The sequence below is a fragment of the Paracoccus subflavus genome (genome assembly GCF_004310345.1).
Lineage (GTDB): Bacteria > Pseudomonadota > Alphaproteobacteria > Rhodobacterales > Rhodobacteraceae > Paracoccus > Paracoccus subflavus.
The window spans coordinates 109,074-124,231 of sequence record NZ_SISK01000004.1 but is presented as its reverse complement, the minus strand read 5'-3'; the positions used below and the strand labels follow the sequence as shown (position 1 = coordinate 124,231).

Annotated in this window: 16 protein-coding genes; 9 read left to right on the top strand and 7 right to left on the bottom strand. The window is 66.0% G+C overall.

The features are described 5' to 3' along the window. Position 1 precedes the first annotated feature (1 nt). The 8 genes from EYE42_RS07105 to EYE42_RS07070 all read left to right on the top strand — a co-directional run bounded on the left by EYE42_RS07105 (position 2) and on the right by EYE42_RS07070 (position 8,701). On the top strand, positions 2-1,948 hold the full coding sequence (locus tag EYE42_RS07105; RefSeq protein WP_130990621.1) for a MacB family efflux pump subunit: 1,947 nt from the start codon (positions 2-4) through the stop codon (positions 1,946-1,948). A 148-nt stretch (positions 1,949-2,096) separates the two neighbouring features. Next, entirely contained in the window at positions 2,097-3,071 is a 975-nt protein-coding gene (locus EYE42_RS07100) for a tripartite tricarboxylate transporter substrate-binding protein (protein ID WP_130990620.1), read from the top strand. 67 nt (positions 3,072-3,138) lie between these two features. Further along, positions 3,139-3,603 (top strand): tripartite tricarboxylate transporter TctB family protein, encoded by a 465-nt coding sequence (locus EYE42_RS07095; protein ID WP_130990619.1) that lies wholly within the window; start codon positions 3,139-3,141, stop codon positions 3,601-3,603. A gap of 9 nt (positions 3,604-3,612) precedes the next feature. Continuing rightward, positions 3,613-5,121 carry a tripartite tricarboxylate transporter permease gene (locus EYE42_RS07090; protein ID WP_130990618.1) on the top strand — a complete coding sequence of 503 codons (1,509 nt, stop codon included), beginning with the start codon at positions 3,613-3,615 and terminating at the stop codon, positions 5,119-5,121. A gap of 30 nt (positions 5,122-5,151) precedes the next feature. Continuing rightward, positions 5,152-6,114 carry a Bug family tripartite tricarboxylate transporter substrate binding protein gene (locus tag EYE42_RS07085; RefSeq protein ID WP_130990617.1) on the top strand — a complete coding sequence of 321 codons (963 nt, stop codon included), beginning with the start codon at positions 5,152-5,154 and terminating at the stop codon, positions 6,112-6,114. Between the two features lie 97 nt (positions 6,115-6,211). Then, positions 6,212-7,201, top strand: coding sequence for a DUF808 domain-containing protein (locus EYE42_RS07080; protein ID WP_130990616.1), 990 nt, complete (start codon positions 6,212-6,214; stop codon positions 7,199-7,201). A gap of 82 nt (positions 7,202-7,283) precedes the next feature. Continuing rightward, complete coding sequence (locus tag EYE42_RS07075; protein WP_130990615.1) at positions 7,284-8,384, top strand: M4 family metallopeptidase; 1,101 nt, start codon at positions 7,284-7,286, stop codon at positions 8,382-8,384. A 35-nt stretch (positions 8,385-8,419) separates the two neighbouring features. After that, entirely contained in the window at positions 8,420-8,701 is a 282-nt protein-coding gene (locus EYE42_RS07070; protein WP_130990614.1) for a protealysin inhibitor emfourin, read from the top strand. A gap of 71 nt (positions 8,702-8,772) precedes the next feature. On the opposite strand, the gene EYE42_RS07065 is transcribed toward EYE42_RS07070, so the two are convergent. The 7 genes from EYE42_RS07065 to EYE42_RS07035 all read right to left on the bottom strand — a co-directional run bounded on the left by EYE42_RS07065 (position 8,773) and on the right by EYE42_RS07035 (position 13,886). Next, positions 8,773-9,831, bottom strand: a complete 1,059-nt coding sequence (locus tag EYE42_RS07065) for a DUF475 domain-containing protein (RefSeq protein WP_130990613.1) — start codon at positions 9,829-9,831, stop codon at positions 8,773-8,775. 79 nt (positions 9,832-9,910) lie between these two features. Beyond that, on the bottom strand, positions 9,911-10,876 hold the full coding sequence (locus EYE42_RS07060; RefSeq protein ID WP_130990612.1) for a magnesium transporter CorA family protein: 966 nt from the start codon (positions 10,874-10,876) through the stop codon (positions 9,911-9,913). 102 nt (positions 10,877-10,978) lie between these two features. Beyond that, entirely contained in the window at positions 10,979-11,182 is a 204-nt protein-coding gene (locus tag EYE42_RS07055) for a CsbD family protein (protein ID WP_130990611.1), read from the bottom strand. 74 nt (positions 11,183-11,256) lie between these two features. Further along, positions 11,257-12,204 carry a 2-hydroxyacid dehydrogenase gene (locus EYE42_RS07050; RefSeq protein WP_130990610.1) on the bottom strand — a complete coding sequence of 316 codons (948 nt, stop codon included), beginning with the start codon at positions 12,202-12,204 and terminating at the stop codon, positions 11,257-11,259. Continuing rightward, complete coding sequence (locus EYE42_RS07045) at positions 12,204-12,536, bottom strand: tRNA-binding protein (protein ID WP_130990609.1); 333 nt, start codon at positions 12,534-12,536, stop codon at positions 12,204-12,206. Before EYE42_RS07045 ends, EYE42_RS07050 begins: the two co-directional genes overlap by 1 nt. Beyond that, positions 12,533-13,348, bottom strand: a complete 816-nt coding sequence (gene proC, locus EYE42_RS07040; RefSeq protein ID WP_130990608.1) for a pyrroline-5-carboxylate reductase — start codon at positions 13,346-13,348, stop codon at positions 12,533-12,535. The genes EYE42_RS07045 and proC overlap by 4 nt, the downstream gene beginning before the upstream one ends. A 34-nt stretch (positions 13,349-13,382) precedes the next feature. Beyond that, the gene (locus tag EYE42_RS07035) at positions 13,383-13,886 is read right to left on the bottom strand and encodes a type III secretion system chaperone family protein (protein ID WP_130990607.1); all 504 of its coding nucleotides are present in this window, start codon (positions 13,884-13,886) and stop codon (positions 13,383-13,385) included. A 207-nt stretch (positions 13,887-14,093) separates the two neighbouring features. Here EYE42_RS07035 and cobD point away from each other — a divergent pair, with 207 nt between their 5' ends. Then, on the top strand, positions 14,094-15,059 hold the full coding sequence (gene cobD / locus EYE42_RS07030) for a threonine-phosphate decarboxylase CobD (protein ID WP_130990606.1): 966 nt from the start codon (positions 14,094-14,096) through the stop codon (positions 15,057-15,059). Positions 15,060-15,158: the final 99 nt, after the last annotated feature.

The window sequence follows — 15,158 nt, the reverse complement described above, 5'->3', positions numbered from 1 at the left end:
CATGGACGACCGGCCAGCCATCCGCCTGTCGGGGATCGGGCGCAGCTATCGGTCTGGCGACGGCGAACTGACCGTGCTGCGCGACGTGGACCTGACGGTCATGCCCGGCGAATACGTGGCGATCATGGGCGCCTCGGGATCGGGCAAGACAACGCTGATGAACATCCTGGGCTGTCTGGACCGCCCCAGCAGCGGAACCTATCTGCTGGCCGGGCGCGACATTGGCGGGCTGGACAGCGCGGACCTGGCCGCGCTGCGGCGGGAACGGTTCGGCTTCATCTTTCAGCGATACCACCTGCTGCCGGACCTGAGCGCGCTTGGCAATGTGGAAATCCCCGCCGTCTACAGGGGCGAACCCGTGTCGGCCCGGCGCGCACGGGCCGCGCAACTGCTGGACCGGCTGGGTCTTGGCACGCGGCTGGATCACCGTCCCGCCGCCCTGTCGGGGGGCCAGCAGCAGCGCGTGTCGATCGCCCGCGCGCTGATGAACGACGCAGGCATCATCCTGGCCGACGAACCCACCGGCGCGCTGGACAGCCGCAGCGGCGACGAGGTGCTGTCCATCCTGGACGAGCTGAATGCCGACGGCCGCACCATCATCATCGTCACCCACGACCCCAAGGTCGCCGCCCGTGCCCGCCGCGTGATCGAGATCAGCGACGGTCGTATCATCGCCGATCGCCGCAACCAGACCGATGCCCCGCCCGCGCCCCGCCCGATGGCGGCAGGGTCCACCCGCGCCCTGCCCGGCTCGGCCTTTTTCGAAGCGGCGCGCATGGCCGTCGTGTCGATGCGCGCCCACAAGCTGCGCAGTTTCCTGACCATGCTGGGCATCATCATCGGCATTGCGTCCGTGGTGTCGGTGGTGGCGCTTGGCGAGGGTTCGCGCCAGCGGGTGCTGGCCAATATCGCCAGTCTGGGGACCAACACGCTCGAGGTGTTTCCGGGCCGCGACTTTGGCGACATGCGGTCGGGCCGCATCCGCACGCTGGTTGCGTCCGATGCCGAGGCCCTGGCCCGGCTGCCCTTTGTGGCGGCGGCCACGCCCGGCACCGCCACGGCGGCGGTCGTGCGATACGGCGCGGCCGAGGCCAACGCCCAGATCAGCGGCGTGGGGGCGGATTATTTCACCGTTACCGGGTCCAGCATCGTCGCGGGACGCGGATTCGACCAGACGGCCATCGACCGCATGGCGCAAGAGGTGGTGATCGACACCAACAGCCGCGACAGCCTGTTTCCAGGCCATCCCGACGGCGGGGTGGGGCAGGTGATCTATGCAGGCAACGCCATGCTGCGCGTGGTGGGCGTGGCGGACATCTCGTCCCGCGGACCCGGAGCAAGCCAGACCCTGCGGATGTATGCGCCCTATACGACGGTGCAGGCCCGCTATCTGGGCACGCGAACGCTGTCCAGCCTGACCCTGCGCATTGCCGACGATGCCGACATGGGGGCCGCGCAGGCGGCGGTGACGGGGTTCCTGACGCAACGTCACGGCACCCAGGATTTCTTCATCGTCAACACCGACCAGATCCGGCAGACCATCACCAGCACCACCGGGGCCCTGACGCTGCTGATCTCGGCCATCGCGGTGATCTCGCTGGTGGTGGGGGGCATCGGGGTGATGAACATCATGCTGGTGTCGGTGACCGAACGGGTGTCGGAAATCGGCCTGCGCATGGCCGTGGGGGCGCGGCGCGGCGACATCCTGCAACAGTTCCTGATCGAGGCCATGCTGGTCTGCCTGATCGGCGGCATCCTGGGCATCGCCGTCGCGCTGGGCTTTCAGGTGCTGTTCGACCGGCTCAGCACCAGCTTTTCCATGATCCAGTCGCCCCGCGCCATGATCGCTGCGCTTGTCAGTTCGACGCTGATCGGGATCACCTTCGGCTTTCTGCCCGCGCGCAACGCGTCCCGTCTGGACCCCGTGGCGGCCCTGTCCAAGGGGTGATCCTTCCGGGCCGAAAACCGAAAAAAAGTGTCCGCCGCCATAAACGCTTTTGAAAGAAATGCGTTGTGTCCCGCTGCAAAGCTGGCGCAATCTGGCGCCAGCATGACGGCGCCGTCAGCCGCGCCGCACACGATGTCTGGGAGGACACATGACCCTATCGAAGATGACGGCGGGCCTTCTGGCCGCCACGATCCTGACCGCGCCGGCCTTTGCGCAGGACTATCCCGAACGCCAGATCACCATGGTGGTACCCTTCGCGGCAGGCGGGCCGACCGACACGGTGGCACGGCTGGTGGCCGAACGCATGTCGGCCGATCTGGGCCAGCAGATCGTGATCGAGAACGTCGGCGGCGCGGGCGGCACCCTGGGCGCGGGCAATGTCGCCAAGGCCGAGCCCGACGGATACACCGTGCTGCTGCACCATATCGGCATGGCAACCTCGGAAACGCTGTATCGCAACCTGGCCTATGAAACGCTGGACGCCTTTGAATATGTGGGCCTTGTGACCGAGGTGCCGATGGTCGTCACCGCCCGCCAGGATTTCGAGCCCGACGATTTCCCGGCCTTTGTCGAATACGTCAAGGCCAATGCCGATTCCCTGACCTTGGCGAATGCCGGGATCGGCGCGGCCAGCCACTTGTGCGGGATGCTGCTGATGCAGGCGCTCGAGGTGCCGCTGGTCACGGTTCCCTACAAGGGCACCGGCCCGGCGATGACCGACCTGCTGGGCGGACAGGTCGACATCATGTGCGACCAGACCACCAACACCACCCAGCAGATCAAGGCGGGCACCATCAAGGCCTATGCCGTGACCACCCCGGAACGGCTGGACCTGTTCCCCGACCTGCCGACAGCCGCCGAATCCGGGCTGGAGGCGATGCAGTTCGGCATCTGGCACGGCATCTATACCCCCAAGGGCACGCCCGCCGAAGTCAATCAGCGCCTGTCGGAATCCTTGCAAAAGGCGCTTGCCGACGAGGGGGTCGCCAAGGCCATGGCCGACCTGGGCACCGCCCCCTCGCCTGCCGAGGATGCCACCCCCGAGGCCCTGAAGGCCAAGCTGGAATCTGAAATCGCCCGCTGGAAGCCGGTGATCGAGGCTGCGGGCGTTTACGCCGACTGAATACCCGTATCGGGCCACAGCCCCGCCGCCATGACGCGGCGGGGCGTTTCGACAAGCCGGAGGCACCATGTCCACGAAACCGAAGGACGGCACCGATATCGCCGCGGGGCTGCTGTTCATGGCCATCGCGGGCTTTTTCGCCTGGCAGGGCCTGGGACTGGACATGGGAACCTCGACCCGGATGGGGCCGGGCTATTTTCCGATGGTCCTGTCGGGGCTGCTGTTCATCCTGGGCGCGGTGATCCTGTTCAAGGCCTTTGGCCGTCCCGATGACGAGCCGATGGGCCGCATCGCCTGGCGGGGCATCCTGTTCATCCTGCCCGCCCCGATCTTCTTCGGCCTGACCGTGCGGGGCCTGGGCTTCGTGCCCGCGCTGTTCGTCACCACGCTGATCGCATCGCAGGCGTCCCTGCGGATGCGGCCGCTGGCCGCCCTGGTGCTGTCGGTGGTCGTCACGATCATGTCCACGCTGATCTTCAGCTATGGCCTGGGGCTGCCGTTCCGGCGCTTTGGCCCCTGGCTGCCGCTGTAAGGGGCCGCCATGGAATTGCTGTCAAACCTGGCCCTGGGCTTCGGCGTCGCCTCGTCGCTGACCAACCTCGGCTTTTGCCTGATCGGGGTGCTGCTGGGCACGCTGATCGGCGTGCTGCCCGGCATCGGGGCCACGGCGACCATCGCCATGCTGCTGCCGATCACCTTTCAGTTGGAGCCGGTGTCGTCGCTGATCATGCTGGCCGGCATCTATTACGGGGCGCAATACGGCGGATCGACCACGGCGATCCTGATCAACATGCCCGGCGAAAGCAGTTCCGCCGTCACAGCCATCGACGGCTATCAGATGGCGCGCCAGGGGCGTGCGGGAACGGCGCTGGCGACCGCTGCCCTGGGCTCGTTCTTCGCGGGCAGCGTGGCGACCTTTCTGGTGGCCCTGTTTGCCCCGCCGCTGACCGCCGTGGCGCTGAAATTCGGTGCGGCCGAATATTTCAGCCTGATGGTCATGGGCTTGGTGATGTCGGTGGCGCTTGCGCACGGATCGGTGCTGAAGGCTCTGGCCATGGTAGTGCTGGGCCTGCTGCTGGGCATGGTCGGCACCGATGTCTATACCGGCGCGCCGCGCTTTACGATGGGCATCACGCAGTTCGCCGATGGCCTGAACTTCGTGGCCGTCGCCGTGGGCGTCTTCGGCATCGCCGAGATCCTGCGCAACCTGGAGAATGAGCACGACCGGCAGGTGATGACCAAGAACATCAGCCGCCTGTTTCCGAACCGTGACGAATTCCGCCAGATGGTCGCTCCGATTCTGCGCGGCACCGGCATCGGGTCCGTGCTGGGCATCCTGCCGGGCGGCGGCGCGATCCTGGCCAGCTTTGCCAGCTATACCGTCGAAAAGAAGCTGTCGAAACACCCCGAGGAGTTCGGCAAGGGTGCGCTTGCCGGTGTCGCCGGCCCCGAATCCGCCAACAATGCCGGCGCGCAGACCAGCTTCATCCCCTTGCTGACGCTGGGCATCCCCGCCAACCCGGTGATGGCGCTGATGATCGGGGCGATGATCATCCAGGGCATCGTGCCGGGTCCGAACGTGGTCAGCGAACAGCCCGAACTGTTCTGGGGCATCATCGCGTCGATGTGGATCGGCAACCTGATGCTGGTGGTGCTGAACCTGCCCTTGATCGGGCTGTGGGTGAAACTGCTGACAGTGCCCTATTACGTTCTGTTTCCGATCATCATGGCGATGTGTTCGATCGGGGTCTATTCGGTCAACTCGAACACCTACGACCTGTTCGCCGTGGCCGGGTTCGGCCTGCTGGGCTATGTCCTGTCCAAGCTGCGCTGCGAACCCGCGCCGCTGCTGCTGGGCTTCGTCCTGGGTCCGCTGCTGGAGGAAAACCTGCGCCGCGCCATGATCCTGTCGCGCGGCGATCCCACGACCTTCGTGACGCGCCCGATCAGCGCCACCCTGCTGGTGCTGTCGCTGGCGATCCTGGTGCTGGTGTTCCTGCCCCAGATCCGCAAGCGCCGCGACGAGGTGTTCACCGAAAGCGACGCATGACACGCCTTTTCACTTACGGGAGGAATTAGAATGACCGCAATCACCCGCCGCATCCTGCTGGGGTCGGCCCTTGCCCTTGGCCTTGCAGGAACCGCCGCAGCGCAGTTTCCCGAACGCCAGATCACCCTGGTCGTTCCCTTCGCCGCCGGGGGATCCACCGACGTGGTGGGCCGCATCGTCGCCGAACGGATGAGCCAAGAACTGGGACAGCAGATCGTTGTCCAGAACGTCGGCGGCGCGGGCGGTTCGCTGGGCGCGCAGCAGGTGGCCCAGGCGGACGCCGACGGTTACACGATCCTGATGGCAACGGTCGCGACCCATGCGCTGAACCCGCTGATCCTGACGCAGAAGCCCTATGACCCGGTGGCCGATTTCGCCCCCATCTCGCTGCTGGTGCTGGTCCCGAACGTGCTGGCGGTGAACCCCGAACTGCCGGTCAACACGGTCCAGGAACTGATCGACCTGGCCAAGGAACAGCCGCTGGCCTATGCCTCGTCGGGCAACGGCACGCCGCTGCACCTGTCAGGGGAACTGTTCAAGTCCATGGCCGGGGTCGAGATCGACCATATCCCCTACAAGGGTTCCGGTCCGGCGCTGACGGACGTTCTGGGCAACCAGGTGCCGATCATCTTCGACAACCTGCCCTCGGCCTCTGGCCATATCAGCAGCGGCAAGCTGCGGGCGCTTGGCGTGACGACCGCCGAACGGGCGCCCAGCTTCCCGGACATTCCGACCATCGCTGAAACCCTGCCGGGCTACGAGACCTATACCTGGAACGCGCTGTTCGCCCCCGCCGGCACCCCGCCCGAGGCGATCGAGGCCCTTGCCGTCGCGGCCCGGACCGCCATGGCCGATCCCGCCGTGGCCGAACGCATGGCCGAATTCTCGGCCACCATCGTCGCGTCCGGCCCCGAGGAACTGGCGGCCCATGTCCAGGCCGAGATGGCGAAATGGGAACCCGTGGTCCGCGATGCGAATGTTACCATGGATTGAACCCGGGCGGCCCCCAGCGGCTTGTGTCAGGCGCGTACCCTGCGGGGATCGCGCCTGATCGGCGGGCCTTGAAAACCGCCCTATTCATGAGGAACGGATGAGCGGACTTTTGGCACTTCTGGACGACGTGGCGTCCATCTCCAAGATCGCGGCGGCGTCCATCGACGATGTCACCGGCCAGGCCGTCAAGGCCGGGGCCAAGGCGGCGGGCGCGGTGATCGACGATGCGGCGGTGACGCCGAAATACGTCCAGGGCTTTGATGCCAGCCGCGAACTGCCCATCGTCTGGAAGATCGCGCGCGGGTCGCTGTTCAACAAGATGGTGATCCTGCTGCCGGTGGCCCTGCTGCTGTCGGTCTTTGCGCCCTGGGCCATCGCCCCCCTTCTGATGCTGGGGGGCGCCTATCTGTGCTACGAGGGGGCCGAAAAGGTCGCCCATGCCCTTGGCTTCGGCCATACCCACGACAGCGAGAAGCATATCCATCCCGAAAGCGACGGCGCTGCGCTGGAGGAATCGCGGGTGGCGGGCGCCGTCAAGACCGACTTCATCCTGTCGGCCGAGATCATGGTCCTTGCCCTGTCCACCATTCCGGGCGACGAAACGATCTGGATGAAGGCCCTGATCCTGACGGTGGTGTCGGTCGGCATCACGGTCGCGGTCTATGGCTTCGTGGCGCTGATCGTCAAGGCTGACGACGTGGGCGTGCATCTGGCGACCGAACGGCGGGGCCTGACCGCCGCCATCGGGCGAGGCATCGTCAAGGTGATGCCGGGCTTCATGAAGGTGCTGACCGTTGTCGGCACCGCCGCGATGATCTGGGTCGGCGGGCAGATCATCCTGCACGGCCTGGCCGAGATGGGATGGCCCGGCCCCTATGACTGGGTCCATCACCAGGCCGAGGCCGCCGCCCATGCGGTGCCGCAGGCGCCCGGTCTGGTCGGCTGGCTGGTGACGGCATTTTTCGACGGCATCTTCGGGCTGGTCCTGGGGCTGATCCTGATCCCCATCGTGCAAAAGATCATCAACCCCATGCTCCAGGCGACGGTCCTGCCGCTGATGGCGCGCCTGCGGGGGGCGCAAGGCTGATCGCCCCCGGCTAATTGTTCCTGTTTTGTTCACGTTCGACCCATGCTAGACTGAGGCGAGTTTCCAGAAGGGGATTCGCCTCATGTGCCTTTCGCTTTGCGGTTCGCGCCACCATCCGATCGCCTGCATCGTGCCGCCCTATATGCTGCGGGTGCTGGTCCTGCGCGGCGAGCCGAAGATCGCCGACATGGCCCGTACGCTGTTGAAGCAGACCGAAAAGCTGCGCGACGAACGGGCCGAACTAACCCGGGCGGGGCTGCCCCCCGCCCAGCCGCTGAGCGGCGCCTTTGCCGCGACCGCCGTTTCCCCGGCCGAAGGTCTGTGCTGCCCCGACCGGCGCATCCACGACGGCCAGCATCGCGCCGCCCTGCCGGGCCGGCTGGTCCGGTCCGAAGGCGAGGGCCCGACCGGCATCCCCGACGCCGACACCGCCTATGACGCCGCCGGTCAGGTGTTTTCCCTGTTCGCCGAGGAATACGGCCGCAATTCGCTGGATGGCGAAGGGATGCCCCTGACGGCCACGGTGCATCACCGGCGCGACTACAACAACGCCTTCTGGAACGGCGAACAGATGGCCTATGGCACCGGCGACGGCAAGGTCTTCCGCACCTTCCTGGAACTGTCGGTCATCGGACACGAGATGGCCCATGGCGTCATCCAGTTCTCGGGCGGGCTGATCTATGAGAACCAGTCCGGTGCGCTGAACGAAAGCATCGCCGATGTCTTCGGGGCCTTGTCGCAGCAACGTGCACTGGGACAGGAAATCCACAAGGCGGACTGGCTGATCGGCCGCGGCATTCTGGGTCCCGGAATCAACGGGACCGCGCTGCGCAGCATGAAGGCCCCGGGCACCGCCTATTCCGACAGTATGCTGGGGCAGGATCCGCAGCCCTGGCACATGGACCATTTCGTGACCACGACGGATGACAATGGCGGGGTTCACATCAATTCGGGCATTCCCAACCATGCCTTCTATCTGTTCTGCAGCTATCTGGGCGGTCGGTCCTGGGAACTGCCGGGGCGCATCTGGTACCGGGCATTGCAGACGCTGAACAACCCGATGGCCAGCTTTTCGGACTGGGCCGATCAGACCATGGATTCGGCCATCGAACTGGCCGGTCGGGGCAGCATCGAGACGGTGATGCTGCGCCGCGCCTGGAAACTTGTCGGAATCGCGATCTAGGACTAGATTCCCCCCATCAGCGGGGGATCATCGCCATGATCATTGAAATCGCGGCGCAGGGCGGGTTCGGCGGCATCCCTGCCGCCAGCCTGCACAAGACCATCGATCTGGCCGATCAGCCAGAGCAGATGCGCCAGGAACTGAGCGACGCCTTCGAGCCGGTCGAGCTTGCCCGCCTTGCCAGCCAGCCTTGCGGCCCGGACGCGGACCGCATGACCTATCGCATCACCGTGACCGAAGATCGGCAAAGCCACAGTTTCACCCTGAAGGAACAGCAGATTCCCCCCGACATGCTGGACCTGATCGACCAGATGTAGCAGTCGGGACAGGGCGGTCATCGCCTTGGCGAATCCTCGGGGGTTCGGGGGCAGACCGCCCCCGGCATCGGCTAATCCGCCATGCGCCCCTTGTGCCGGCGGTTCCACATGATCGAATTCACAAAGGCCGTGGCGATGAAGGCTGCGCCCAGCAGGCCGGTCACGACCTCGGGCAGGTGCCACATGGTCTGGCCGAACATGATGATCGACAGGATCAGGATCGACCAGAAGGCCCCGTGTTCGAGATAGCGAAATTCGGCCAGAGTTCCGCGTTCGACCAGCATCACCGTCATTGATCGCACATACATCGCACCGATGCCCAGGCCGATGGCGATCAGGAACAGATTTTGCGTCAGCGCAAAGGCGCCGATCACTCCGTCGAAGCTGAACGAGGCATCCAGCACCTCGAGATACAGGAACCCGCCCAGGCCGATCTGCGCGGTGCCACGCGCGGCCTCCTGCGCCTGGCCCCAGCGGTCCAGGACATGGCCCAGGGCGTCCACCGCCAGAAAGGTCACGATCCCCCACATGGCGCTGAACATGAAGACCTGTTCGTCCTCGACAGGCAGCAGCCAGACAAAGAACAGGATGATGCCCAGCACAAAGCCCACCTCCATCCCGCGCACCGATCCGCAGGCGCGCAGGGCCCGTTCGATCCGGTCGATCCAGTCCACGTCCTTGGACTGGTCGAAAAAGAACGACAGAGCCACCAGCATGAGGAATGCGCCGCCAAAGGCCGCGATCGGCAGATGCGCCTCGCGGATCAGGCGGGAATATTCATCGGGATCGGTGGCCGCCAGCTGGATCGCGGCCCAGGGTCCGATCCTGGCGGCGATCACCACGATCAGCAACGGAAACACGATCCGCATTCCGAAGACGGCGATCAGGATGCCCCAGGTCAGGAACCGGCGCTGCCAGGCAGGCGTCATCTCCTTCAGCTTGTTGGCGTTCACGATGGCGTTGTCGAAGGACAACGAGATTTCCAGGATCGCCAGCACCACGGCGATCATCAGGAACGACATCAGCCCGGACATCGAGCCCGTGAACCGATAGCCCAGCCATCCCGCAAGAACGATCCCCACAAAGGTGACGATCAGCGGCCAACGCAGATAGGAAAGAGACGAGCGCATGAATTTCTCCCTGTTCGGGGATTGACCAATAGGCCCATGGTCCCAAGGCGACAAGAGGCTTTGGCCCCCTGCCCGGCTTCTAAAGCCAGCGTTTCCAGCGCAGCAGCAACCAGGTCACACCTGCTGTCCCGGCCATCAGGCCCAGAGCCAGGGGATAGCCCCAGGGTTGATCCAGTTCGGGCATCGCCTGAAAGTTCATGCCATAGATGCTGGCGATCAGTGTCGGCGGCAAAAACAGCGCGGCAACCACCGACAGGATGCGCACGGTGCTGTTCTGTTCCAGATTGATCATCCCCAGGGTGGTATCCACCGCCAGACTGACCCGCGATCCCAGGAAATCGGCATGAACCTCCAGCGCCTGGACATCGCGCAACTGGCCCTTGACGACCGGGCGCAGACGGCCGGATTCGGGCTGTTCGTCCACCGTGGCCATATGGAATGCCAGCATCCGTTCGACGGTCAGCAGGCACAGCCTGACGCGTGCCATGATCTCGGCCTCGCGGCCGACCTGACGCAGGGCCGTATGCAGACGGTCCCCCTGGCCGCGCCCAGCGGTCTGGGTTTCAAAGATCATCTGGGTGGTGTCGTCCATAACCCGGCCAGACCCTTCCAGGATGTCGGCCAGACGGGCAATGATCTCCTCGACCAGACCAAGAAACAGGCGATGGGGCGTCCCGCAGCCCAGGGTGGATCGTTCGCCGCGTTCGGGAAAGGTCAGAAAGGGGCGTGGAGAATGATGGCGCACCGTGACCAGCCGCTGCGCCGACAGAATGAAGCTGACAGGCATGGCGGCCCGGGTTCCGTCGCCGCGTTCGCCCAGCAGCACCGCCGTCATGTAATCGGACCCCGCCTCTCGATACAGCCGGTTCGAGATCTCGATCTCTTCCATGTCGGCAAGCGTGGGAACATCGACCCCAAGATCGCGCAGCCTCTGGGTTTCCGGCTTGTCGGGCGCAATCAGGTCGATCCAGATCGCATCGGACAAGGGGGCGCCCTTGTCCTGGCGCAGGATGCGCCCGTCGCGGACAATATAGGAATACATCATGACGTCGCCCCGCCGGGATTTGTGAAGCCCTTGGTAATGCGGCGGCGTCCAAAGAAAAAGGGTGCCGGAACCGGCACCCTTTTGCTGCAATCGGTGACCGCCTCAGTAGGTGCGGTCGCGGAAATGATCGTCGATCTGACGATCTGCATCGTCCTTGGCCCAGCCGTATTTTTCCTGAAGCTTGCCCGACAGCTTGTCCTTGTTGCCGTCGATCTGGTCCAGTTCGTCATCGGTGAGATCGCCCCACTTTTCCTTGACCGAACCCTTGACCTGCTTCCACTTGCCCTGAATGACATCCCAGTTCATGCAAATCTTCCTTTCGAAGCTGCTGTACGCCGGGACAACCTGCGAAGGTCATGCAGGGTTCCAGGCCGCGCCGGTCAATTCACCCGATCGTGAGGCGCGCGCCCCTCGGCAAAGGCGATCAGGTTGCCCAGGGCGCGCAGGCCCATGGCGGTGCGCACATCGTCGGTCGCGGTTCCCAGATGGGGCAGAAGCGTCGCGTTCGGGGCATCCAGAAGGGCCTGCGGGACGACCGGCTCGCGTTCATAGACATCCAGCCCCGCGCCCGCGATCCTGCCTTCGGTCAGCGCCCGGATCAAGGCGGCCTCGTCCACGACATCGCCGCGGGCGATGTTGACCAGATAGCCCCGCGCGCCCAGGGCGGACAGTTCCGCCGCGCCGATCAGATGGCGGGTGGCCGCGCCGCCCGGCACGGCCAGGACCGCCACATCGGCCTGTGACAGCATCTCGTGCAGGCTGGACATCTGGCGGGCCGGGAAATCCAGATCCGCGACCGGGCTGCGATTGAAGAATACCACGTCCATCCCGAACCCCAAATGGCAGCGACGGGCGATGGCCCGGCCGATCCGGCCCATGCCGACGATGCCCACCGTCCGCCCGCTGACATCGCCGCCCAAAAGCTGCGTGGGGTTCCAGCCGGGCCATTCGCCGGCCCGCAGCAGCCGTTCGCCCTCGCTTGCGCGGCGCACCGTCATCAGGATCAGGGTCAGCGCGATGTCGGCGGTGGCGTCGGTCACGACATCGGGGGTATTGGTGACGACGATGCCTGCCGCCGACGCGGCCTTGACGTCGATATGGTTATAGCCCGCCCCGAAATTCGCCAGAATCCGGCAGCGCGGCTGGCCTGCAAAGGAGGTGGCGGTAAAGGCGTCGCCCAGCGTGGGGATGATGGCATCATGGTCGCGCAGGGCCTGCGCAGCCTCGGATTCCGTCAAGGGCGTATTGTCGCGGAACGTCGCGTCGAACCGGTCACGGATGGCCCGGGTGGCGCGTTCGGTCATGGGACGGGTGACAAGCACGCGCATCAGAACATCCTTCCGCCGTTGGGAACAGACTGGTCGGGGCGGATCAGCACGACCTCGCCCTCGGGGTCGGGGACGCCCAGCACCAGAACCTCGGACCGGACCGGGCCGATCTGGCGGGGCGGAAAATTGACGACGCACAGCACCTGCGTGCCGATCAGGTCGTCAGGCCGGTAATGCCGCGTGATCTGGGCCGATGACTTGCGTTCCCCCAGATCGCCCAGGTCCAGCCACAGCTTGATCGCGGGCTTTCGCGCCTCGGGGAAGGGTTCGGCGCGGGTGATGGTGGCGACGCGGATATCGACTTTCTGGAAATCGTCAAAGCTGATGGTCATTGCGCCGCCCGTCCCAGCTCGCGCCCGCGTTCGGCGGCGGCGGCCACCGTGCGCGCCATCAGCGGCGGCAGGCCGGTGTCGGGGTCCATCAGCACGGCCAGACCCGCGGCGGTGGTGCCGCCCGGCGAGGTGACGTTTTCGCGCAGGATCGCCGGGTCCTCGTCGGCATGGACGGCAAGCGCCCCCGCCCCCGCCACGGTCATCCGCGCCAGGTCCAGCGACAGGGGGGCGGGCAGGCCCTGTGCCTCGCCCGCCCTGGCCATCGCCTCGATCAGGTGAAAGACATAGGCCGGGCCGCTGCCCGACAGCGCGGTGACGGCATCCATCTGATCCTCGTGGTCCAGACGGACGACGCGGCCCACGGCGCCCATCAGCGTTTCGGCCAGATCCAGATGGGCGGGCGTCGCATGGCCGTTGCCGATAAGGGCGCTGATGCCCTGGCCGATGGCGGCGGGGGTATTGGGCATGACGCGCACGATGGGGGCACCGGGAAAGGCTGCCTCGAAGGTGGCGATGGTGGTGCCGGCCGCGACCGACAGGACCAGCGTGTCCGCCAGTGTCGGGACGCCGCCCAGCGCATCGGCCATCATCTGCGGCTTGACCGCCAGCACCAGAACCGCCGGTCGCTGGGGCAGCGCCGCATTCACGCGCAGGCCCTTGTTCTGCCATTCGGGCGCAAGGCGGGGGTCGATCACGGTGACGGCGCCGGGTTCCAGCCCGCGCGCCAGCCAGCCGCGAAGCATCGCGCCGCCCATACGGCCACATCCGACCAGCACCAGCCCGCGTTCGTTGATATCGTCGAAATCGGCCATCCGTCCCCCCGTCGCCGCAGGGCGCAAACGCCCCTTATGCCCGTCCGTAGGCCTCGCCCATGGCGATGTCCAGTGCGGCGGCGGGACCGGTATTGCCCCAGGCGACAAGCTGGAACGAGGGATAGAAGCGTTCCGAGGAAATCAGCGCATTCGCGATCATCCGGTCCACCTGTTCCGTCGAGGCCACCGCATCCCCGGCCAGGACCAGACCATAGCGCCAGACCATCAGCCGCTGGCGCGACCAGAAGGCAAAACCGCCGTCCCAGACCTGATCGTTCGCCAGGTTCAGGGTTTCATAGATCAGGGGCAGCCGGTCGGCAGGCGGGTCCAGTTCGAACGAACAGATCAGCCGCAACACAGCCTCTTGCGCGGACCACGCGAGGGTCAGCGAATAACTGCGCCATTGCCCCTGGATCGTCATGGCGATCTGGTCGTCGGCCAACCGGTCGAAATCCCAGTCGTGATGGGCTGCCACCGCCTCGACGATGTCGATGGGGTGAATGCCGTCGTGCGGAAAAACTGCTTCCGTTCTTGCCATCGTTGCATCCTGCCTCGGATGGGACGCGATACGATGCCGCTGCCCCTTGTTGTTCAGATCACAAGCGGAACCCGTCGGCCCGTCTGTCCCTGCCCAGCACCGTGGGGGCGATTTGCACGTCTGTAAAGCGAAATTCCCGAAAAGATTGTGGAAAACATGCGCGCGCGCTAAGCCCACAGACGGCACTGGCCAGGGAACAACGGTTTTATGGCGCGCGATCATGGCGGCGACATCGACAGGGCGGCGGCGCGGTATGGCGCGGGCGACTGGATCGACCTCTCGACCGGGATCAATCGCCGCCCTTGGCCGCTCGGCACCCTGCCGCCGCAGGTCTGGCAGTCGCTGCCGACGGCCTCGGCCACGGACCGGTTGCGGCGGGCTGCCGCCGGGTGGTTCGGCTGCGCGCCATCGCATGTGTTGCCGATGGCCGGGGCCTCGGCCGCGATCCAGGCGATCCCGCGCCTGTGGCCCGCCGGGCGCGCCGCCGTCTTGGCGCCCAGCTATAACGAACACGCGGCCAGTCTGCGGGCGGGCGGCTGGCAGGTGACCGACTGCCCCGGCATCATGGAGATGGCGGGTGCCGATCTGGCGGTGGTGGTCAATCCCAACAACCCCGACGGCCGGGAATGGCGGCCCGAAACGCTGGCGCGCCTGGCCGGAACGGTCGGCCATCTGGTGGTCGACGAAAGTTTCGCGGACGCCCGGCCGGATCTGTCGCTGATCCCGTCCCTGCCGCACAACGCGCTGATCCTGCGCAGTTTCGGAAAGTTCTGGGGCCTGGCCGGGCTGCGGCTGGGATTTGTCGTCGCGGTGCCGGACCTGCTGGACCGCCTGTCGGCTGCGGCGGGGCCATGGGCGGTCAGCGGGCCTGCCCTGCATGTGGGCGCACAGGCCATGGCCGACCGCGCCTGGACCGACGACACGGTCGTCTATCATGCCGAGGCTGCGTTGCGCCTGGACCGCATGGCCGTGGGTGCGGGGTGGCGGCCGGCGGGGGGCACGCATCTGTTCCGGCTGTATGACACACCCGATGCCGCCGCGGCGCAGGATCGGCTGGCGGCAGGGCATGTCTGGTCGCGGCGCTTTCCCTATTCCCGCCACTGGCTGCGCCTGGGGATTCCCGGCAGCCATGCCGAATGGGACCGCCTGTCCGCCGCGATGCGCAAATCCTAGGCACAGTCCGTCCTGTCGGTTCCCTGCCGCCGGGCGCCCTTTCTTTCTCGCGCCGCCATTCACATTGTGTAATCTGCGAAAAAGACCAACGAGGCAGCA